Source organism: Paenibacillus sp. J22FR83, from assembly GCF_059691955.1.
The window spans coordinates 22,626-44,439 of the sequence record NZ_JCAUAM010000027.1; the positions used below are offsets into that span (position 1 = coordinate 22,626).

Annotated in this window: 14 protein-coding genes; 4 read left to right on the top strand and 10 right to left on the bottom strand. The window is 45.0% G+C overall.

Features of this window, described 5'->3' with window-relative positions; translation table 11 throughout:
• Positions 1-9: 9 nt before the first annotated feature.
• Positions 10-2,541: a glycoside hydrolase family 2 TIM barrel-domain containing protein gene (locus AC58PV_RS32130; RefSeq protein ID WP_497437055.1), complete on the bottom strand. Its 2,532-nt coding sequence runs from the start codon at positions 2,539-2,541 to the stop codon at positions 10-12.
• A 117-nt stretch (positions 2,542-2,658) separates the two neighbouring features.
• On the opposite strand from AC58PV_RS32130, the gene AC58PV_RS32135 reads away from it, so the two are divergent.
• The 3 genes from AC58PV_RS32135 to AC58PV_RS32145 all read left to right on the top strand — a co-directional run bounded on the left by AC58PV_RS32135 (position 2,659) and on the right by AC58PV_RS32145 (position 5,503).
• On the top strand, positions 2,659-3,549 hold the full coding sequence (locus AC58PV_RS32135) for a helix-turn-helix domain-containing protein (protein WP_497437056.1): 891 nt from the start codon (positions 2,659-2,661) through the stop codon (positions 3,547-3,549).
• Between the two features lie 119 nt (positions 3,550-3,668).
• Complete coding sequence (locus tag AC58PV_RS32140) at positions 3,669-4,661, top strand: GNAT family N-acetyltransferase (protein ID WP_497437058.1); 993 nt, start codon at positions 3,669-3,671, stop codon at positions 4,659-4,661.
• Between the two features lie 158 nt (positions 4,662-4,819).
• Positions 4,820-5,503, top strand: a complete 684-nt coding sequence (locus AC58PV_RS32145) for a putative endonuclease domain-containing protein (RefSeq protein ID WP_497437059.1) — start codon at positions 4,820-4,822, stop codon at positions 5,501-5,503.
• A 193-nt stretch (positions 5,504-5,696) separates the two neighbouring features.
• Here the strand turns inward: AC58PV_RS32145 and AC58PV_RS32150 are convergent, their stop codons facing one another.
• Entirely contained in the window at positions 5,697-7,532 is a 1,836-nt protein-coding gene (locus tag AC58PV_RS32150) for an LTA synthase family protein (RefSeq protein ID WP_497437060.1), read from the bottom strand.
• Positions 7,533-7,563: 31 nt separating this feature from the next.
• Positions 7,564-8,019: a CBS domain-containing protein gene (locus tag AC58PV_RS32155; protein ID WP_497437062.1), complete on the bottom strand. Its 456-nt coding sequence runs from the start codon at positions 8,017-8,019 to the stop codon at positions 7,564-7,566.
• A 208-nt stretch (positions 8,020-8,227) separates the two neighbouring features.
• Between AC58PV_RS32155 and AC58PV_RS32160 the strand changes: the two genes are divergently transcribed.
• The gene (locus tag AC58PV_RS32160) at positions 8,228-8,647 is read left to right on the top strand and encodes a MarR family winged helix-turn-helix transcriptional regulator (RefSeq protein WP_497437063.1); all 420 of its coding nucleotides are present in this window, start codon (positions 8,228-8,230) and stop codon (positions 8,645-8,647) included.
• Between the two features lie 63 nt (positions 8,648-8,710).
• On the opposite strand, the gene AC58PV_RS32165 is transcribed toward AC58PV_RS32160, so the two are convergent.
• From AC58PV_RS32165 to AC58PV_RS32195, 7 genes are all read right to left on the bottom strand, one after another.
• Entirely contained in the window at positions 8,711-12,886 is a 4,176-nt protein-coding gene (locus tag AC58PV_RS32165; protein WP_497437064.1) for a glycoside hydrolase family 9 protein, read from the bottom strand.
• A 355-nt stretch (positions 12,887-13,241) separates the two neighbouring features.
• On the bottom strand, positions 13,242-14,594 hold the full coding sequence (locus tag AC58PV_RS32170; RefSeq protein ID WP_497437065.1) for a hypothetical protein: 1,353 nt from the start codon (positions 14,592-14,594) through the stop codon (positions 13,242-13,244).
• A gap of 22 nt (positions 14,595-14,616) precedes the next feature.
• Complete coding sequence (locus AC58PV_RS32175; protein WP_497437067.1) at positions 14,617-16,191, bottom strand: ABC transporter substrate-binding protein; 1,575 nt, start codon at positions 16,189-16,191, stop codon at positions 14,617-14,619.
• Between the two features lie 79 nt (positions 16,192-16,270).
• Entirely contained in the window at positions 16,271-17,182 is a 912-nt protein-coding gene (locus AC58PV_RS32180; RefSeq protein WP_497437068.1) for a carbohydrate ABC transporter permease, read from the bottom strand.
• Between the two features lie 24 nt (positions 17,183-17,206).
• A complete protein-coding gene (locus tag AC58PV_RS32185; RefSeq protein WP_497437069.1) occupies positions 17,207-18,181 on the bottom strand; it encodes an ABC transporter permease in 975 nt (324 codons plus the stop codon).
• Positions 18,182-18,376: 195 nt separating this feature from the next.
• Positions 18,377-20,077 carry a sensor histidine kinase gene (locus AC58PV_RS32190; RefSeq protein ID WP_497437070.1) on the bottom strand — a complete coding sequence of 567 codons (1,701 nt, stop codon included), beginning with the start codon at positions 20,075-20,077 and terminating at the stop codon, positions 18,377-18,379.
• Positions 20,078-20,114: 37 nt separating this feature from the next.
• Positions 20,115-21,755, bottom strand: a complete 1,641-nt coding sequence (locus AC58PV_RS32195; RefSeq protein ID WP_497437071.1) for a response regulator transcription factor — start codon at positions 21,753-21,755, stop codon at positions 20,115-20,117.
• Between the last annotated feature and the right edge of the window lie 59 nt (positions 21,756-21,814).

The following is a 21,814-nucleotide window of genomic DNA, read 5'->3' on the forward strand; positions in this document are numbered from 1 at the left end:
GAAGTAGGTTTATTTTATAACTTCAATGATGGCTGTTACCGTAGACATCCCATCGCATGCTGCACTAACAACAGATGTATATGTCCGCTGTACATCTCTATCCCCCTGTGATAAAAAAGCCAAAGATGAAGCCGGGCCACCTGCACTCACAAAATCCGTAACCGTTATCCCAGCAGGCAATCCACCTGTAGGATCTATATAAATCCCCGCACGACCGCCAGCAAGCTGAACTTGCCTCGATCCACGGATAGTGCCAAGATTATCGAGCAGCTTTCCATCTCCAGCTAATCCAAATCGTACGAAATTAGCAGCATCCGGGCAAAAGATGCCTTCCGCATCAAACGCTCGAACTTCCAAGTAAACACGCCCATCCTCTAACGATTCCGTGGTTACTTGAATTTCCGCTGGATCCCCCCACGCGTCCGATTGATACGTAAACTGCAACTCGTCACTTACAACCTCACCATTGCAGATAGCTTCTGCACGCAGATGGTACGCACCCGCGGTCAACTCCGTTTCCCAGCGAAGGCCCGCACATGGGAAATCTTGCGAATCGCGCTGCTTCACTCCCAAGCTCTCTCCATTAAGAAATAGCTCAACTTGTTCAGCATTCGAGTACACTTTGATCAACTTTCGTTCGCCTTCCGTACCCCAGCGAATAGGCATCGTATGACCATAAATACGAACCATCGGCTCCTCTGACCAGTAGGATTGAAACACATAGAAGGCTTCTTTCGGTGTCAGATCCCGCTCCACAATACCCTTCATATTCAAATAGGGAATCGGAGAATCCGGCCGAACCGGTGTTGCAAAATCCTTGAAAGACCACTGCGCTGCACCCGTCAGCCAGTCCATCTTCTCCTGTGATTTCAAGTACCAATCAATCATTTCGCAGAAATACGTCTCCGACCAATCGCCATCACGTGATACGCGAGGATCGCCACCCGTCAATAAATAGTCCCCATCACGCTCATCCGTGACGCCGTCATCACTCTTGTTCATAAATGCAATGCCCGTATACGGTTTCTCCACATGCCGAGTTGGCAAATTGTCAGCTCCCCACTCCATATGGAAGAACGAGTCCACATTTTCAAATGCCGTCTGACAACTAGATTCATAGTCGGTATATACGCCACGGTACCATCCAGCCCAAATGGAAGGCGAATACACATCGATAATATCCTTGCAAAATTCACATCGGCGAATGGCCGTTAATCGACTCGGGTCCAGCTCATGTGACAGATCATGCAACTCTTTCATAAAAGTACGAATTTCCTGCTGATCAAAGTGATCGAAATCGCATTCCCAATCGTTCTCATTGCCTAATCCCCATAAAATCACCGATGGATGATTATAATGTTGTTTAATCATGGCCGTAAGCATATCGATGCATTGCCCACGATAAGCTGGACCACCTAACCCGCCGCGGCACCAAGGGATTTCCTCCCAAACGAGAATACCTAACTCATCACATAGATCCAGCACGATTCGAGATTGCTGATAGTGCCCTAGTCGTATGAAATTAGCGCCCATTTTCTTAATGAGCCCCATTTCTTCGCGCAGCATGTCCTCTGTCATCGCTGCCCCTACTGCTGCATGGTCCTCATGCCGATGCGTACCGCGCAGCAAAAGCCGCTCACCATTTAGCTTAAATGGACCTTGTTTCACAAATTCAAACGTTCGGAAGCCGAACCGTTCTGTACTGAGGGTTTTGCCATCCTCACAGACAAGTTCAACAGAGCAGTCGAATAAATAAGGGTCTGCAACAGACCATAGATGTGGATTCTCCACCTCGAACGCGGCAATTTCCTTCTCACCCTGCCAAGCTGGTAAGGAAATCTCCTTTTGACCGACAATCGTTCCGTCCTGCCCTTTCAACACAATCGTCAGTTTAATTTCTTCTTGGAGCTGTTCCGGGTTGTACAACTTAGCTCGCACGATGACTTTGCCGCTTCCGGCTTCTTGTTGTTGAGCTGAAACGTCTGAAATCACTGCCACTTGCGCTTCCACATGTACCTGAGCCAAAGAAATCTGTGGCACATAGACAAGATTTAAATAGCGATATACACCACCATAGAGATTGAAATCACTCGCATCCGAAGGAATTGTCTCCAATTCGCGGCTGTTATCACAAGCAATGGCCACCGGTACACGTCCGGCATATCGCTCAATTTCCTTCGAACGTGCAATCGCTTCCGTAATATCGACCGTGAACTCGTCATATCCACCTAGGTGGGAATCCACTTTTTCGGTATACACATATACATCCGTGCGTTGTCCCGCCCCTTCAAAATGCAGCAACGTTCTCCCCTTCGGGTAAGGGTTATGTACCTCTAATTTGTTTCGATACCAGCCTTGTCCTTGATAATACTTATGATCGGGGTCCATCACATCCGTCCCATTGTATGTATGTGGAAGCGTCACCGACTCCCATGGAACGTTATAATGATTTTGCAGCTTATCTGACCGCCACACTTCCCAAACACCACCCAAAGACCCGCGATAGTGCTCCCATTGCTCCATTAAACGTTGTTTCAACATGTTACATGTCTCCTCCTAGTTGCGCTTTCATGTGATTCCATCGTATCAAAAAAAAGAACATAAAAGTGTATGCCTCTTATGATAAAATGTTGTTAGAATACGATGAGGTGATCCCCTATGAAATTGATGAATTACATGAACTTAAACGTGCACCCGGTGCAATTATCGTTTTTCAAAGATCGAACACACGCATTCGAAGAAGTTTTTCATGCTCATCAAGGTATGGAGATACTTATCGTTCATGAAGGAACTGGATTCGTCGTAATAGAACAACAAATTGTCGAGCTTGTGCCAGGATCTATTTTCTGTTTTAGGCCCTTTCAATTACATCGCATTCGGATTCACAATCTACCTCAAGATAACTATATCCGCTCGTTATTCGTTTTGGAGCCGGCTGTCCTAGAGGCCGCGATTTCTACTTTTCCATCGTTGCGCGAGTTCCTCTTGAAGCTATGGAAGGATCCGCTTATGCCGCAGGCATTTCGGAGTGAAAGTCTTGCTGAGCTTGAAGTGTTATTGCGGAGCCATATGCCGCGGCTGGATGCGGCCAAGGAACGAGGGCCTGAACGACTGTTGGAAGAGCAGACCCTCTTCCTCACCGCTTTCTTGCACCAGCTTCGTACCGATTCCGAGAAGAATTCGGATGCTCTGCCTCATCTTGCAGGTCGAAGCTCTTCAACAGCTGAGCGAATGCTGGCTTGGATTGAAGCGCATTATATGGAGCCCTTCCGGCTCGATGAGCTCGCTGCGGCTGTTCACCTGACGCCAAACCATGTTTCTGCTACTTTTCATCAATCCATTGGCAGTACCATTACCGAATATTTGACCGCGCGCCGAATTCGACAAGCTTGCTGGCTCCTGCGAACCACAGATATGTCCGTGCAAGATATTGGTGAAGGAGTTGGATTGGGGAACTTTTCCTACTTCTGCCAACTATTCAAGAAGCATGTAGGTTACACACCTTATAAGTTCAAAGGCATGAGTGCTTATACGACTTTTATAGAGTGACACTCACGGAATCCATACAGATAAGATACTTTACTTATATCCAGACTTTACCATGATACCCGACTCTTGGCATGAGATAATGACAGTATGAAAATCTAAGCCTTGACGGAGGTTGTAACATGCCCAATTGGATTATTCGAAAATTACATCAACCAGACGACTTTAAAGCGGTAGCACCGCTCCTAAATCTAATCTGGTCAGAACCAACAACAGCAGAACAACTGAATGAAGACGAGGACAAAATCCCTCCTGGAAAACTGCATTACAATGAAGAAGGACAGTTGATGGGATGGGATCGTCCCAAATGGGTTGTAGAAGACGAGCATGGACATATTGTCGCCTACGCAATTGCATGGCGAGCTCCATGGACGGAGCCTGGTGCACTGATCTATAACCTGGTAGTAGATCCGGAAATACGATGTCATGGTGTAGGAAATGAACTGTATGAGGTGCTTAAACAATGGGCACTTGAAGTTAAAGCCACACGGCTCATCGGCTATATGAAGGAGAGCGACGAACAGTCCTTAGATTTTGCTGAACGACGCAATCATGTAAAGGAGCGCCATTCCTTCGAATCTGTTCTAGACTTGGCAACCTTTGATGGCGGTACACTCGAGGAATCCATCAAAGAGGCTGAACGTGCTGGCATTCAGTTCGTCACTTTGGCGGATGAACCTGGAGAAGTCAGTGAGAGGAAGCTGCATGAGCTATATAAGGTCACACATCCGGATATTCCAGGCTACTCCGGAGACTTTCCATGGTTTGAAGAATGGAAAAAGTGGAGTATCGCGCAGAATGGCGTGCGCCCCGAATGGATCCATATCGCCAAGGATGGCCAACGCTTTATTGGTGTCGTAACGCTGCAGCAGAACGAGCAAACACGTGCCATGTATCATGAATACACTGGAGTACTCCCAGCATATCGGGGGCGGCGAATTGCTCTAGCCTTAAAGATGCTCGGTGTGCAAACTGCTCGTGCCCATGGAGTCCCCTATTTGAAAACACACAATGATTCCATGAACGCTCCAATGTTGCACATTAACCGTGATTTGATCGGCTTTCGAGCGGAGCCTGGAAGTTATAAGATGGTATGTGAACTTCGTTGCGTGTAAAACAAGCGAATGAGGAAACTCTATCCGATTCAAATATCGTGACAAAAAGCTTCTTATCCTATAGTATTTATTACATATTATTGCGTGTGAAGCACACCGCTCCCTCCCCTCCCGGGATGGCGCGGTGTTTTTTGTTCATTAGCTGAGGAGGAATATGCTTGGATATATACGAATCATGGTTGGACAAACAGAGAAGGAACCTCACAGGTGAAGCTCTCCGTCGTTTAAATGAGGGACATGCTCACAATGAGAAGTTATTTGTTCATGAACTTTGGCTGCCTGCCGTCGGAAGCCTAGACTTTCTACATGCCGAATACGAAGTCACCAATTATCGAGATGGTGTCTTCTATTTGGACTTCGCCTATATTAGACCTCCCTATTTGATCAATTGGGAAGTGGACGATTTCAGCTCGCATGGCAAACATGTGACACGTCGAAGCTTTGAGTACGAGCGTGAAAGACAAAACCAATTGATGCTAGACGGCTGGCACATTTACCGTATCCCTCTGGATGCTATTAAAGAGAAACCCAGGCGTTGTCAACAACTCATCCAGCAAGTGCTAGGCAAGTTATACGCGGGCGACGTGACTACGGATCGGAATCTATCGTTGAAGCAGCGGGAGATTCTTCGTTTCGCCACTCGTATACAGCGTCCATTCGCACCGGACGAGGTATGCGAGCTGCTTGCAATCAAAGGGCAGCATGCTCGGAAATTGCTTCACGAATTAGTTCAGGCCGAGTTGCTGCTTCCTGCATCAGGTTCCGATCGCATCCGAACATATAAGCTGGGGCTAAAATCAGCTCCAATCGGCTTCCAGTTATACAATAACGCTATGGGATAGCGCTATTCAGCTCCTATCGGCACCCTGCTGCACAATAACGTTACGGGATAACGCTATTTACACCCTAAGTCCCGGATTCCAGCTTCATTCACCAGTTTAGCGTTACACCATCACTCTATTCCCCGCTAAAATAGCAAAAAGCCCAAGATAAGGTGATACCATCACCTTATCTTGGGCCGCCATCATTTTTCCTTCACTCAGGTTCCACACGATCTGGAAGTTGGGATACATAACTATCGGATAATTGCAGAAGCTTCAACGCATGATTAAATTCATCTTCTGTAGCAGATTGATGTTCGTTGGCATTACCGGCAAGCGTATAGAAGTTGCCATCCTCGAAACCTTTGCCCGACATGAAAAGTTCTTCATTATTTACAAATGAGCCCGTCGGCAAGTAATAACGTTGTGGCAATAAATTATATGCCGTTTGGTTAAGTAAATCTTGACCGAAGTGTAGATAGTCTGTCAAAGGTACGCCAAGCAGATTAGCTACCGTAGGTAGAATATCTATTTGACCGCCGAGCTGACTTTGCACTTTCGGTGTGGTCACGCCTTCCGCTGCAATAATAAGAGGAATATTTATGAGTTCTTTTTCGCTATATTCATGACCTAATATTTCTGACATTAAATGTTTATCATCCGCTTTTAAAGAGAATAAGGGCAGTCCACGGTGATCCCCATAGAGCACAACAACACTATTCTCCCAAATCCCTCGTTTCTTCAAATCCTCGATAAACAAACCAAGTGCATAGTCCGCATAATTCTCTGCGCGAATGTAGTCACCTACGAAAGTGCCTTCGTACCGCTCAGGCAGGGTCATTTTATATTTTTCTTCCGGAATGGTGAACGGGTTATGAGAGCTCATGGAAATGACATGCGCGTAAAAAGGTGTTCCTTGCGCTTGATACGTTGCCAATTCTGCCGCTGTTTTCTTGTACAGCACTTCATCGGACGAGCCATAGAAGAAGGCATCCTCATCTTTGAAATACTGCTTATCATAATATCGATCATAGCCAATCGCTTGATACAAATCGTCCCGATTCCAGAAGCCAACTTCATTCGTATGGAAATTCATCGTGGTATAGCCTTGCTTCTGCAAGAGCTTTGGAAGGCTCGGCAATTCTTTCTTCCCATACACTTGCGTAGCCGCGCCATCTGGCGGTACGTAATAGGATGTATTGACGATAAACTCGGCATCCGACGTGTTCCCTTGACCAATTTGCTGATAAAATTTCGGGAAATAGTAGTTCGATTCCGCTAACCGATTCAGGTTGGGGGTAATTTCAGTCCCATCAATGTTCAAACCGATGAGGAAGTTCTGAAAGGATTCCATTTGAATAATAATCAAATTCTTGCCCCGCGCTGCACCTTGTAACGTTGGTTCCACAACAGTAACTTTCTTCTTCAAATCGTCTATAGCAGACTGTGTAATTTGATCCGTGCTAATGATCTCTTCTTTTTTAGGAGAAAGCAGGTTATACATTTCATAATTGAGTATGCCCATTTTGGACGCCTTCACATTTTCATTAAAGGAACTACGGTTAGGAATCACACTAAGTGCACAAAGTAAGAGGGAGAAGCAAGCAACACTAGCTACAATCTTCATGCTAAGAGGCTTCCACTCTCTTGTTTTTGGCTTCATAAACGCAAAGAAAGCAACAATCACGATATCCAAGAAGAACAGCAGATACTGGGGTTCAATCACAGAGAAAATGCTCTTCTTAACAGCACCGACTTGCTTGGCTTGGGTTAACACGTGATACGTAGCAATAACTCCGAAATGTTTGTAATAAATAACAAGGGCAAAAAACAAAACCGTCATAATCAGATCAATCGCGAGATACCAAGCGAGTTTGTGCTTTTTGACCACATATTCAACCACACAATACGTTATAAGAATCGCGGGTATCTCTGTCAAAAGAATTCTGGCCGATGGGCCTGTTTCAAATAAAATCATCCATGCTACATAAATTTTGATCACAATAAACAATGGAAATAAAAATAATCTATGCCTGAGCCGTTCCAACATAAGGATAGCTCCTTTCATTTACACACATTTGTTATAGAAGCGACTGGAAGGAATGCCGAATCACATCTCCCCTGCTAATAATGCCTACTAGCACGCCTCTTCTGAGAACAGGTAGCTTTTTAATTCGTTTTTTCCCCAAAATAGCCGCGATTTGTTCAATATCCTCTTCTGCATCTACCGCAATAACCTTCTTCTGTGCTATTTTCATCACATTCAAAGGAAGCAGATTTCTCACGCGATCTTGAAATTCCTCATTATCGCCTTTGATTACAGCCGTGTAGAGATACGAACCAAATATATAATCATCGTGCTTGCCGATATTTCGCATAATATCCCCATCACTAATGTAAGCCACCACTTCATTGCGATCATTCACGACTGGAAGTCCACTGATCCGGTGCATGAGGAACTTCTCAATAACTGCGCGAACTGTATCATTTTCTTTTACTTTATACACTTGACTGACCATAATTTCTTTAGCCTTCAAATTGTGCCCGCTCCCGTCTACTATTGCCTTCTAATCTAACAAGATGTATGATGACACTATATACTTGCATTATACAACTATGTCGGATGAAGTCAATCCTTAAGTGCCTGTTAATCGCCCTACTTTGGAAGATATTCAAATAATCCGGTATATGTTACGATTACAACCATGATTGATTTCAAACACTTAACAAAGAGGGTCTTATTGAATGACAAAAAACGCCATTCACACAATAGAAGCTGAGTTAGGCACCTTCATTCGCCGATTTATCGCCGCAACCACGAATAAAAAAGTAGGTAATTTGGATCGAGCTGCCTATTTATTGCTTCATCAGATTTCGACACATGGATCGGCCGGCGTGAAAGCTTTAGCTGAGGAATTTCAACTCGACATGTCGACAATCAGCAGACAGACGGCTGCGCTGGAACAGAAAGGCTACCTGTATCGCATTCCAGATCCACAAGATGGCCGCGCTTATTCCATGCAACTCACCGATGCGGGTACAGCGGAGTTAGCGCTAAGTAAGGAAGCTCGCTTGGCGTATTTAACGAAGCATCTGCAAGATTGGACGGGGGAAGATCAACTAAGGTTCGGTGAACTGTTGAATAAGTTCAATAGTACGTTCTAAGAGTACGAGTCATTACAACACAAAAACTTCCAGTCAACTGCACTGGAAGTTTTTGCTGTTGTGTTATCTCGTTACCACAATATCATCAAAGATGGCCTTTGTGTTCGCATACGTGCGTAACCCAATCTTCCCACTTGTAAAGGCAGTGTCCACAGCGCTAAATTGAAGTGCACCATCTTTGTACACCGAAATATTGCCCCCATTTAAGACAATTTTATACGCGTAGAGGGTATCAGCAACAATACTTGGGTTCGAGTAGCCTAATGTCGTTTTGACACCAGCGACCGATTTAATTAGTTCCATTTTCCTGCTGCTTGCATGATCATTATTTTTTAAGTAGAGCATGTAGTAGTTATTCGCATCTGTATAGCGAACGATTAATCCTGCATCTTTGTTCCCATTCGTGTTGCTCGTTACGTTGACTTTCGCATCTAGAGTGTAATCGGTCCAAGTCGACTCACCGGCGATAGAGAAGCTGTTTGAACCTCCGGCTTGCCCGCTGTATTGCGAGGATTGTACCGACCAAGTACCGCTCGTAGGTGTCCATCCTGTCGCAAGACCGTTATTGAAATCACTTAGAAGCAACTGTTGCGTTACACTTGGACCCGACTGCACAGCGCTGTTAACGGCATTGGAGGTCGTGTCTGTCGTATGGAAATAGTAAGAATGATTACCGACTGGCAGTTTCGTCGTATATTTGTAAGCTTTGCCATCACTGTAGGTTACATCAGCCGGATCTACAGCTACCATCTGACGAACAATCCCATCCAAGATAAGCTCCATGGAAAATGGTTTCTCATTCTGCGCATCCGTATACGTTGTATTGAACGTAAAATCTGTTGCTGCATCACCAGTCGCATGGTCAACGCTGATCGCACTCAGAGTCGGAGCCGTTCCACTTGCTACGTTCGTAGCTTTAATCTCATCCATAAACATCTCACCATAACCTACTGTTGTTTGGTTTAACCAGATGGATAATGTCACTTTCTTTTTATTCACAGCAGGCGTTAATGTATCTAGGTTGTAAGCTAAGTCCGTCCATGTAGTCGGAACTGTGATATAACCGCCCGTCAGGTTATAGGTACGCGTACCATCATTTAGTTCGATTTTCATCTTCAAGTTAGCGTAACTTGGGTTCTTCACCTTGAAATTCAAATAACGATAACCCGACAAATCAACGATATCATGCCAAGGTTGGAATTTCGCATTGGAGTTAACGGCCGTTGGTGTTTGCGAGAACTTACCAACTGTTAAACCATCCAACGTTGTCTTGACGAAGGCCGCTGTGCCGCCATTTTGTGTATACCAGTTTACCCACTCGCCATTACCGCCTACAGAACCCCAAATGCCGCCACCGCCGAAATCGTCATAAATTAATGGTGTGGATGGATCAGGCAGCGGTGCAGCCACCGTGTAATGCGTTGAACTGTAGCTTTGTTTCCCCGTAGCATCTGTCCCACGGATGTCAATTCGCTTATTCGCGTAGGCAACCGACGCGCTTTCGTCAATCGTAGCTGCATACACGCTACCGGAAACAGACATGGGTACGAATGTGCCAGAAGTACCCGTTGATGAGTATTCGAGATTACTCAAACCTGTTGTAGGACCGCTAAATACCGTCACATTCCCACGCACATAATCGCCAATTGTCGGTGATGTAATCGGAAGCGTCGCTGGAGTTGTACCGCCTGCTGAGCTTGCAGAAGCATTCGCGCTTAATCCCATGACTGTGTACAAGAGACCGGCTTGAATACTAATACTGAACTCGTTGTATCGCCATTGGTTCGTATCATCTTGAAATAAGGAACGATCTTCATACCATGGACTAACGCTTAATTTATCCTTCGTATCCTTCATATTGGGTCCACTAACCATTGCGCCTGGGAACACAACACCTGAACCTTGTTTGGAATTGGAGCCTTCATCGAATCGGGTATGTGGGTACGTCACATAATCAGAACCGATTCCAGATACCCAACTCATATTCCACGGATTTTCCCCGAAAACCCAATACATCCCCTTCTCGACCGCGCGCAGCGCAGCAGGATCTTGGAATAACTCGTAGTAACGCATCATATCGCCAAGATAAGAAACGTGCGGTTCATTCACACCGAAGTTCTTGAATTGGTTCAATACGCTATACGGCGTATCATCCGTTGAAGACAAGAAATAATCAACCTGTTGTTTCAATAACGACTGAATATGAGTTTTCGTTGCAGCATCCGCAACTGGATAGAATTCAGCCAAAGACATCGGTCTCATATCCCAATAATTCGTTGATGCCAAATCGGTAAACACAAGTGTGTTGATATTTGCAGTTGCTGCATTTTTGTAGGCTACGTTGTTCGTCAACAGATATAGCTCTACATCCGCTAACAGCTTGGAATTCGGAATGCCGCCACGCGTTCCATAGGAACCAACGGGCCCGTTCGGATTCGCTACCACATAATTGTAAAATGTAACGGCAGCCGCTTCGCAATTGTTTGCAAATGTTGTGAGCGCTGTGACCTTCGCTGGCGCGATATCCCCTTTGGTAATCGCTGTGCGGATAGCCCTTGCAGTAGCTGCAAGTGTTCCCGCCGCCTTCGCGGAACCTCCAACACCTAAACCGGAGAGCTTGCGATCGTCCGCTGTGCCATTGATGTTATCTGTCGTTTTGCTCGGATGAACGAAGCTTGCGTTATTCTTGAGATCATACATTTCACCGCCGAGTTGATTGGCAAATTTGACTAGATACTCGCTGCCCCAGATCGCTTCATCCACCAGGTCAGGAACACCGTTAGTGTCATTATCGAACTTCGAGCTAGCTGCGTCCGCATGGCGGATATAGGCTAGAGCTATTTCACTGCCTACCCACTGATTGCCGCCATATTTGCCGTAATCTCCCGCATCATACCAACTGCCTGTCAAATCATAGTGTGTCAATCCGTCAGCTGACTGTGCATCGTCCAAGTGTCCAGCCCCATGGAAAATATTAGCTGATGGCGCTACTGTGCTATAACCAGCAGGGTAGGCATCGGAAGTCGCCACACTCGCGCGTAGGATTCGATAGAATGCGGTCATTTCATCCTTGTAATTCGTCCAAATGTTCGGTTGAATCGCAAAAGGGAAGGATGAGATGTTATTACTGACAACTGTATAATTCGTGCCACTCGTTGTGATGGACGAGAAGTCGATGGAGTATACGTGCTTATTCCAAAAGAGACCATCGTACGTCATATTGCCAGTAGTAACAACGGTTGCGCCATTCTTTACGACATAGGATGTGTCTGTTAGTGCAAGATCGGCAGTCACCTTCGCATTCTTGAAAGCACCTGCGTTATAGCCCGCTTGGCTGACAGTGACGTCGATTACTTGAGCTGTACTCGTTACGACGGGTCCACTCTGCAGCGTAGTTGATACTTGATTCGACGTTAAATCCGTCGTGCGGAAATAATACGTATGAGAACCGACAGGCAGTTTCGTGATGTAATAATAATTTTTCCCATTGGAGTAAGTGGTATCTGCGTTATCTTCTTCCCTCATATCATAGAGGGTATCGTCGACGACAAGCTGCATTGCGAACGGTTTCTCATTGTCTACATCCGTATATGTCGTTTTGAAAGTAAACGATGTGTTCTGATTATAGCCACTCGCCGAGTTAGCTGTCATGCTGCCTGTTAATGTAGGTGCCGTTCCCGTGTTGTCTGTAGATGCGAAAATATCGTCAATCAGCGTCTCACCATACGTTCCGCCAGATTGACGAAGCCAAATTTCAAACCTAGCTGTTTTCTTATTCAGCGCTGGTGTCAAAGCATTCAGATCAAATTGACTCGTCGTCCATGTTGTCGGAATGGAGACCCAGCCATTCGTCAAGTTATAGTTGGTTGTTCCATCACCAACCACAACTCGTATCAGCGAATTGGCATACCCCGGATTTTTCATCGTAACATTCAAATAGCGATAGCCTGTCAAATCGACTGTTTCATTCATTGGCTGGAATTTGGCCCAGGAGTTGCTCGACGTAGGTGTCTGGGTAAATAGCCCGACTTGGCGCGAGTCAACAGTTGTCTTGGAATAAGTGCCCGTTCCACCTGCTTGGTTGAACCAATTCATCCAATTCTGCTTAAAAACACCTCCGCCATTGAAGTCATCGTAGATCAGCGGATTTCCAGGCCCAGGCAGTGGCGTGACGGCTGCCGAGGATGTAGCAGGTGCAAGCAGCAAGGTATTTAACGCGAGGATCAAACCCAAACACACGCACCAAAATCTCCTTGACCTTCCTTTCATACGGGTGGTGCTTGACATTAACCATTCCTCCTATGCTTGAATTCTTTGGTAATCGCTTACATTTCTATTATACGAAATCAATGAGGAAGGAACGATGATGTAATCTCCACATCTTGTGATCAATTTTGGGTGTTGGCTACTCCCCTTTCGTCCGACGCCCCCCTCTCTGCGGCCAAACCGATTAAATGGAAAAAGTACAGCTATTATCGGGCATTTCTGAAATTGGACGAGAAAGCTCAGATTTAACTACAGAAAATCCATCTATTTGTGCCAAGGACACAAAAAAGAACCTCGCAACCGCGAGGCTCCTTCTCTCATATACCAATTACACCTTTTTGCGAAGCACGAGTCGAATCGTCCTTTTCTCCCCAGTCAGATTAAAGCGCAAGAACACCAATTCATCTTGAATCACTTTCAATTCAACATCGCTTGGGCAACTTTCAACTTCATAGTCACTCAGCTCATCGTCCCAATACGTGAGACCGAACGGCATCGGCTTCCAGTTCCCGATTTCATAAACAAGCTCGATACGTTCGCTCGTCTTCTCGTACGTCGTGATGAATAACGGTGGAATCTTCTCCTCGAATTCCTCCTGCATATTCCACTGACCGACATAGTTGCGGACAAGCCGCGGTTTACATTCGCCTTTGACGAATACCATCTGACACTGATTGTCGTAGAAGAAGAACGTATCCGGCCAAGGCCCAGCAGCTACGCCACCAAGCGTCATCGTGTAATCGTTCACTTCAGGGCGAATCGGTTTATCCCTCGTCAACATGTACGACGGAGCAGTAATCTGATAGCGCTCATGATACGTCGCTAGCGCTTTCGGCAACGTTGTTAGTGTGACGCCACAGTGTGCAACGTAGGCAAAGAATCGGTCCAGCATCCCTTCGCATGCATCCACATGCGAGGCTGGAAAAACTTGAAACCGATCCGTATACTCCATTTCATGCGCCTCTTGCTGTTGCAGGAAGAACACTTGATCATTGTGATCCGTATTGGCCAAATATTCATCAAAGAGCATTTGCCAATATGTGATCTCTTCCCCGGTACACAATCCTGCACGCAGCACATCATTAGGATCCGTCGAGTAAATGACGGGACTTCCCGTATGGTAGGACAAATGCAAATCCCGTGCTGTCCATTCGCAGGCGACGACTTTGCCTTTGCCCCCATGTGGAATCTTGTAGCGATGGCTATCCACATACCAGGATCCCCAAGGGATCCCTTTATGTGTAATACCGTCCCACCACACTTGTTCCCAGCAATAGCCCCACATACCTTGGAAGTCCAATTCTTCCAGCACTTCAATCACTTCATTGTAAATCTTGCCCCTTGCTGCAATTTTCGTAGTTGCCCAAGGAAAAGCTTCCTTCACGAGGTTCCAATCAGCTTCCAGACGCGCTTTCAATGCATCCTTGGACATTCCCATATCTTCCATAAAGAAAGGGCATTGCAGAATGATATCGTCGCCATAGACCTCATGCCACTGCCGAATCTGCTCACCTAATACAGGGATTGAGCCTCGGTTGACGATCCATGTCACGGGTATGCCATGCGCATGGGCTAATCTTGCTGTTCGCTCCACACCTTCAACAGCAGTTCCATGTCCCCAAGGCGTGTCATAGTGGGAAGCATAGCTCACGAAAGTGTATATGAGGTTCTGGGGTTTCAACGGTAATCACCTCTAACTCTTTCTATTTTTTATTTTCTTTCCACCATGCATCGATTTGCTTCTGAAGCTCGCTACTCACTTTTTCAAGTCCTGCTGCTTTCAGCTTGGCGTTACGCTCGTCGATTAGTTTGGAAGGATTTGGAACTGCTCCTGTAGCGATCACTTTGTACTCATTAACAATCGTCGTTAATTGCGCAATCTCGTTTTTCACATTCGTGTCATCAAACACAAATCCGATTAATGGGAATCGTTTCGCATCATTGTTGAATTTTTTCCAGCTTGGATACAAGTCATCCGGTTGACCTGGCTTCATGTAGTTCAAGAATTGGTTACCGAGTACCCAGAATACTTGGCTGTCATAACCAGAATCTTTGATCGGCTCAATGCGATTAGGGCCTACTTTTTTATAGTGTTTGCCTTCAATACCATTAACAAGAAGGTTAATTACATAAGGATCTGTATGAAGGTAGTTAAGGACCATCATCGCTCTTTCTGGATTCTTCGATGTTCTAGAAATCGACAACATCGATCCAGTAGCCAAATCCGTCGTTACGATCGGTTCTTCAATGACGTGGGAAACCCATTCATATTTGTCATTGTCGGCAAGCTTCAGCTCTATATCAGAACCTGGCTTCCACACGGTAGATTGCACCCAAATTTTACCTTGCTTACGGATCTCACCAACATTGGTCGTTACCGTAGCTGCATCCGCATTGGTGTACCCTTTTTCAAAATATTTACGGTACGTTTCTGCATCGGCTTTATTCAAATCAACAATATCTTGATCCAGCACAGTTTTAACTTTCATATCCGTTGACTTGTAATCCAAGAAGAACGTCGGCATTTTGGCAGGCGTTGGCCCGATCGGACGATAATTCGATTTGGATTCATACATCATGAAGCTTGAACCGTTAGCAGTGCCGCCAGAGACATAGTTATTTATGATATCGGGATTATCTTTTTTAATCTTTTCAAAATATGGCTCCAAGTCTTCTACCTTGTTGATCTTATCGATCGGAATTTGATACTTGTCAATGATATCCTTACGGAATGTCCAGGCTTTCCCCTGCGTGATTTCTTTATCCGTTGGAACCGCATACAACTTTCCTTTATAGCGCGGAGCTTCTAGATAAAGCGGGTGAAGCATTTTCTTCGTTTCTGGTGCAAATTTATCGAGCAGCGTATCGAGCTCCAAGAAAGCACCTTTCGTCACATTTGCTGAGAAATCCAACCATGACGCTGTGAATACGAGGTCCATTTTTTCCCCAGTATTCATCATCAGCTCGGTTTTCTTCTTATAATCAGCTGAGGCAATCGGTTGCAGGGAAACTGTTGTGTTAATTTTTTCTTTCAAATATTTATTCAATTCCTCCTGTACGAGCGCATCATCCTTCATCGGTTTGGCTTGATAGATGAGCGACACCTCATATGGCTCCGATGTGGCTTTCGGACTAGCTGGAGCTGACGCGCTGGCGGCCGTCGATACTGGACTTGCGGATGTACTTACTTTGGTGTCACTGGAACACGCCGGCAGTACTGCGGTTAACCCAAGCGCTAGCGCCATTGGGGCTAGCATAACTGACTTTTTACGTTTCATTTGTGGACCCTCCTGTAAAGTATGTTATATGAATCAGCTGACGAAAGCGAGCAGCAGTTCGCAGCCGGTGTTACTCTGATCAGCCTTTAACGGCTCCAACGGTTAAGCCTTTGACGAAATACTTTTGAAAGAACGGGTAGACAATCAGTATAGGCCCCATAGCAATAAAAGCTAAGGCCATTTGCAGTGACTCATTGGGCAAATTCTTAAGCAACTCTGGATTCTGAGCAGCTATCGTCAAATTCTCGCGGATATATTGAACATCTTTCAGCACGCGCAACATGAGGAACTGAATCGGATACATATGCTCCTTATTAATGAAGAGCAAGGCATTAAACCAATCATTCCAATAATTTATCGTTGAGAATAAGGCCATCGTCGCCAGCACTGGCAGCGATAAAGGAAGTACAATGCTTAAGAAGATACGTAGTTCACCCGCTCCATCTATTCTGGCAGAGTCGATCAAAGCTGGATGAATGGTAGACTGGAAGAACGTACGCATAATAATCACATTGAACGGAACGATTAAGAGCGGTAGGATCAAAGCCATATAAGAGTCTTTCAGATGAAGCGTCTGCGTGTATATCATGTAACGACTCACGATTCCGCCGTTAAATAACATTGTGAAGAAAAGAAAGAACGTAAACATGTTGCGATAAGGATAATCCTTGCGAGATAAGGGATACGCATATAATGCCATCAGCAAGACACTCAAGAGGGTTCCTACGACGGTAATCCCAATTGAAACTTTGTAAGCATTTGCCATTGTCGTAAAATCATTGAATACGGTCTGATAAGCGATTAACGACCATTTCGTTGGAAAAAAGCTGTATCCCCCATTGATCAAAGAATCATTATGTGTGACAGATACAATGATGACGAGAATGACAGGTAGTATGCAGGCTAAGGATAATAAGATGAATATGAAATTAATCATCGTTTCAGCCAGTGGGGAAATCCGATTTTCCCTTCGATACGTTTTGGAAATCATTACGTTCACTTCCCATCCAATCAATTAGAATAAAGCTTGATCCTTATTTATTTTACGGACCGCTCCATTCGTCAGAAATACCATAATAAAGCCTAGAACCGACTGTGCCATTGCTGCTGCTGAAGACATGCCGATATCATTGAGTTGCGTCAACACACGGTACACATACGTATCTACGGTATCGGTGGCTGGATATAAGACGCCAGAATCCAACGGCACTTGGTAAAATAGTCCAAAGTCCGAATTGAACACATGTCCCATATTCAGAATTGTAATGATAATGATAATTGGCATAATAGAAGGTAAAGTAATATGAATGACCTGTTTCCACTTTGAAGCGCCATCAATGACCGCTGCCTCGTAATACTCCGTATCAATACCGGCGATGGCCGCGATATAGATGACGGCACCGATACCGACACCTTTCCAAGCACTGACCACGGTGAGGATGAATGGCCAGTATTCCTTCACCATGTACCAAGATACCGGTTCTTTACCAAACATTTTCAGAACCGTGGTATTCATGAAACCCTGTGTTGGGTGCAGGAACGCGTAGACAAGATAACTAATGACGATCATAGATAAAAAGTGCGGCATGATCAGGAAGGTCTGATAACTCTTAACCGCTATGCGGCTGCGGAGTTCATTAAGTGCCAATGCGATAGCCACGGATAAAATCAAATTCACAATCATAAATGTTATACTGTAACCTACTGTATTTCGTACAATTCGCCACAGGGATCCATTCGTGAATAGAAATGTGAAATTATCGAAACCAATCCAAGGACTCCCCCAAATACCATCAACATAGTTGATTTTCTTGAAGGCAATGAACAGCCCAAACATTGGTAAATAATTATTAAGCAATAGCACGAGGGCTGCTGGTAATAACATCAATGTAAGCGTTCTGAATTGCCAGAAGTTCTGCCATAACTTTGATCTCTTCGCGCGATAACGTGATTCCACTGCCTGACGTGGAGGTGCGGCTGTCTCTCTCACTGCGTCCACTCCTTTCTCTGTTAAATCAAGTATAGTACACGGCATTCCCCTTTTCGATGATGTATCCGCATAAGAATGTGATGAATAATCAGCAAGTACTTCCACGGAAAAATCACTACTGCAGCATGTAAAATACGGCTTGAGCGGCGCGCCAAAAACAAAAAAATCCGGCCCAGGGCCGGATCATGTTCAAACTTATCCACTTGGATGAATCGGAATTATTATGGTGGCAATAAGTCCGCCGCCGTCTCGCAGACGGTAGCTTAACCCATACGAATCACCATAATGCAGCTGAATGCGTTGGTGAACATTCCGAATGCCATAGCCTTTGTCGTCGATTTCCCCGCTGACAATCATTCGCAATTTATCGAGATTCACCGGAATAAAGCCATTGTCCTCAACAAGAATATGGATCTCATCTCCTACGTGTTTCAATCGAACCCACAGATGGCCTTCCCCATCCATACTTTGAATCCCGTGGAATATCGCGTTCTCCACAAGCGGCTGGATGATGACCTTGGGCATTTTATACACGTCGAGGTCTTCATCAATGTCCCAGAACACTTCAAAGTTGCCTGGATAGCGCTTCATTTGAAGGCGAATATAGGCTTGGACATGCTCCAGTTCTTCGCTGATCGGAATCATGCTCTTTCCTTTACTTAACCCGATGCGCAGCAGCTTCGACAAATCTTTAACCATACCGCCAACATCATGATTGCCGCTTTCCAGTGCATACCAATAGATGGAATCCAACGTATTGTACAAAAGATGCGGTGTAATTTGGGAATGGAGCGTGTTCAACTCCTGTTCCTTCTGTTTAATTTTCATCCCATAATTCTCTTCAATCGATTCATTCAACCTGCTCGTCATTCGAATAAACGCCGTGTACAATACGCCGAACTCATCGGATCGTGAACGTGATGACGGATCTCCAAAGTCGAAAGGTCTGCCTAGCTCATATACTCGCGTAAAGGTAACTAATCGGGCTAACGGTTTAATAATATTTCGCAGCAAATACAAGACGAACAGCAACACGAGAACCAAATAAATGGCCAACATCACCATGATTAATTGTTGAAAGCTCGTCTGTTTCCCCATAATGGAAAGGAGCGGAATTTTATAAATTAATCGTGTATTGAAGTTAAACTCATAGGAGACGGCATACAGATATTTATGATTATTTGATTCCGAAAAATAAAAGCCACTCGATTTATTGCGAAGGGATTCTGGCATTTCCGACAGTTCCATGTCGGCCGAACCCGCCTTCAAAAGCAATTCATCTCTGTCATCGAACAAGAAGACTCCTGCATGATCGGGCAACTGTACCGAAACGAGATTTTTGGTCAATAAAACTTCCACTTTGGACACAGCAAGGAAGCCAATCAATTCGTCATATTTTTCCGGATTTAGAATACTTCTTGTGTACGTTACTGTCGGCTGCCCAGAACTCGCCTTGGCGAGTCGAAGACTTCCAGCACCTTTCTCTTCTTGCGTCTGTAAAGCCCACTCCGGGTAAGCACTGCTGCTATCCAGATAAATGAGACCCTGCTTTTTGTAAAGTGCATTTACCGGGAAAGGTTGATTACCTCTACTCCCCATATAGATCGAATATTCGGTACCATCCGATGACCAGCGATCCAGTATAGTATCTGCTTCCGCTAAAGCATTAATCGTCTCAATATGGGTCCAGAAGGCAAATTGCTTAGGATTACTGAAAAAGTGGTTATCTAGGAAAGTTACCGTCTTATCTCTGACCGAAGTCAACGTATTCTCCATCGTTGCGTGATTCTGCATCACGAGCTGAAGCATCGTCTTTCCCACTTCATCCTTAATCGTTGCCGAGGTTCGTGAGAAGGAAATCCACCCGACAATGAGAAACGGCCCGATGATGAACAAACAGAATGCCACAATTACTTTATATTGAAGCTTCAGTTTAATTCCCCCTGATCTCTTTGCGATAATCGGCTGGAGAGATTCCGATGAAACGTTTGAACATTCGGCTGAAATGCTCCGGCGACTGATACCCCACTTGATATGAAATTTCATATCGCTTCAAATCAGTTACATCAAGCAACCGTTTCGCTTCCTCAATCCGAACCTCGGAGACGAAATCCCAGACGTTTTTGTTCGTTTCCCTTTTGAACAAGTAACTAACATAAGCTGCACTGAAATGAACCTCTGCGGCAATATCCTGAATCTTAAGTTCATGATTGCCATAATGGTTATAGATGTATGCGGTTATACGAGATACGACAGTCTGATCCCTTTCGGTAATACAGGCGCGAATCACATCCGTTAGACCTTGAACATACGCCTCCAAACTGGCAACTTTTCGGGTAATGTCCATCCCTCTGAAAAAAACATCCGGATCATACTGGCGGAAGGAACTGCTTGATTCTTGTCCGTTATCAAAGAGCAATCCGTACAAACGATATACGACTAATCCGAAGCAACTGTGGAATAATCCCTCAGAATGCGTCAAGTTCGTAAGTATTTTCACAGCTGATTGAAGCTCCTGAGATAGTTTAGCCTCATCCAACGTTTTCAAGTGAAGAACCATCTCTTCGACTTTGGCTGCCCATTCCATCATTCTCATATTGCCTAACGCCGACATATCTTCATAATAGAGAACGTTATTATCGGGATGCAGCTTACGCCATTCGATCGCCGCATTCGCCTCTTCCATCAGCTTCGGCAACATCGATAGGTCTGGGCTTAATGTACTCATTCCGACGGTGACATCCACATTCAAATATTGCTTGAGATTAATGATTATTGTTTGACCAATCAGATTCAGTTGCGCATTCATCGGCAGCCGCGTGTCCACATTATCCGAAGCTTCCAATTGAACTACACACACAAGCTGATTGCCGAATCCGTAAAAGGCTACACCGCACCAATCCGATAGACTTTCTTCCAATATATTCACCGACGCATATTTCAATAGCTTGCGGTCCATCAATGTAATGTCTTGATTACTAAATCCGCCTTTGCTAAGGTTCAAATGAACGGCAGCGATGCCATACCAATGACCTTGCTCTTTAAGTGAGTTGCCGATTTCACGAAGCAGATCTTCATAATCTTTCTCCTGCAGATCAGTTTCTGTCACTAATTCAATAAGTGCTTCATGCCTTTTTTTGAGCAAAAGACTATCTTTACTACTATCCGTATCTGGACGTTGCAACGTCAGTCTACCCATTTCCTTCTTCTCTTGGAGAGCTTTGCCGACAACACGCATCAGTTCATCTAGTTCTACAGGCTTAATTAAATAATCCTTAGCCCCTAACCGAAGCGCTCGCTTGGCAAAGTCAAACTTCTCATGGGCAGAAATCACAATAACAGGAAGGTGTGGCTGCTCCAAAAGAATCGCTTCCATTAATTCGATGCCGTTCATCATTCCCATTTGAATATCCGTCAAAACGAGATCATACGTGTCCATGCGTAAACAATCCAACGCTTCAAATCCGTTCAGCGCAGTTTCCACATGTCCAATTCCTAGTTCAGATCTCATTAAATAACCCTTAATGCCCGAGCTAACTGTCGGTTCATCATCCACAACCAGAATTTTATACATCGACGGCTCCCCCTTGTCGGTCAACCTGCTGCCAATTTTCCTCTATGATATCATGTTAG

Excerpts from the sequence above, each read along its gene's own strand:
- AC58PV_RS32140 (WP_497437058.1), top strand. The coding sequence starts at position 3,669 with ATGCCCAATTGGATTATTCGAAAATTACATCAACCAGACGACTTTAAA.
- AC58PV_RS32160 (WP_497437063.1), top strand. The coding sequence starts at position 8,228 with ATGACAAAAAACGCCATTCACACAATAGAAGCTGAGTTAGGCACCTTC.
- AC58PV_RS32175 (WP_497437067.1), bottom strand. The coding sequence starts at position 16,191 with ATGAAACGTAAAAAGTCAGTTATGCTAGCCCCAATGGCGCTAGCGCTT.
- AC58PV_RS32130 (WP_497437055.1), bottom strand. The coding sequence starts at position 2,541 with ATGTTGAAACAACGTTTAATGGAGCAATGGGAGCACTATCGCGGGTCT.
- AC58PV_RS32195 (WP_497437071.1), bottom strand. The coding sequence starts at position 21,755 with ATGTATAAAATTCTGGTTGTGGATGATGAACCGACAGTTAGCTCGGGC.
- AC58PV_RS32180 (WP_497437068.1), bottom strand. The coding sequence starts at position 17,182 with ATGATTTCCAAAACGTATCGAAGGGAAAATCGGATTTCCCCACTGGCT.
- AC58PV_RS32135 (WP_497437056.1), top strand. The coding sequence starts at position 2,659 with ATGAAATTGATGAATTACATGAACTTAAACGTGCACCCGGTGCAATTA.
- AC58PV_RS32150 (WP_497437060.1), bottom strand. The coding sequence starts at position 7,532 with ATGTTGGAACGGCTCAGGCATAGATTATTTTTATTTCCATTGTTTATT.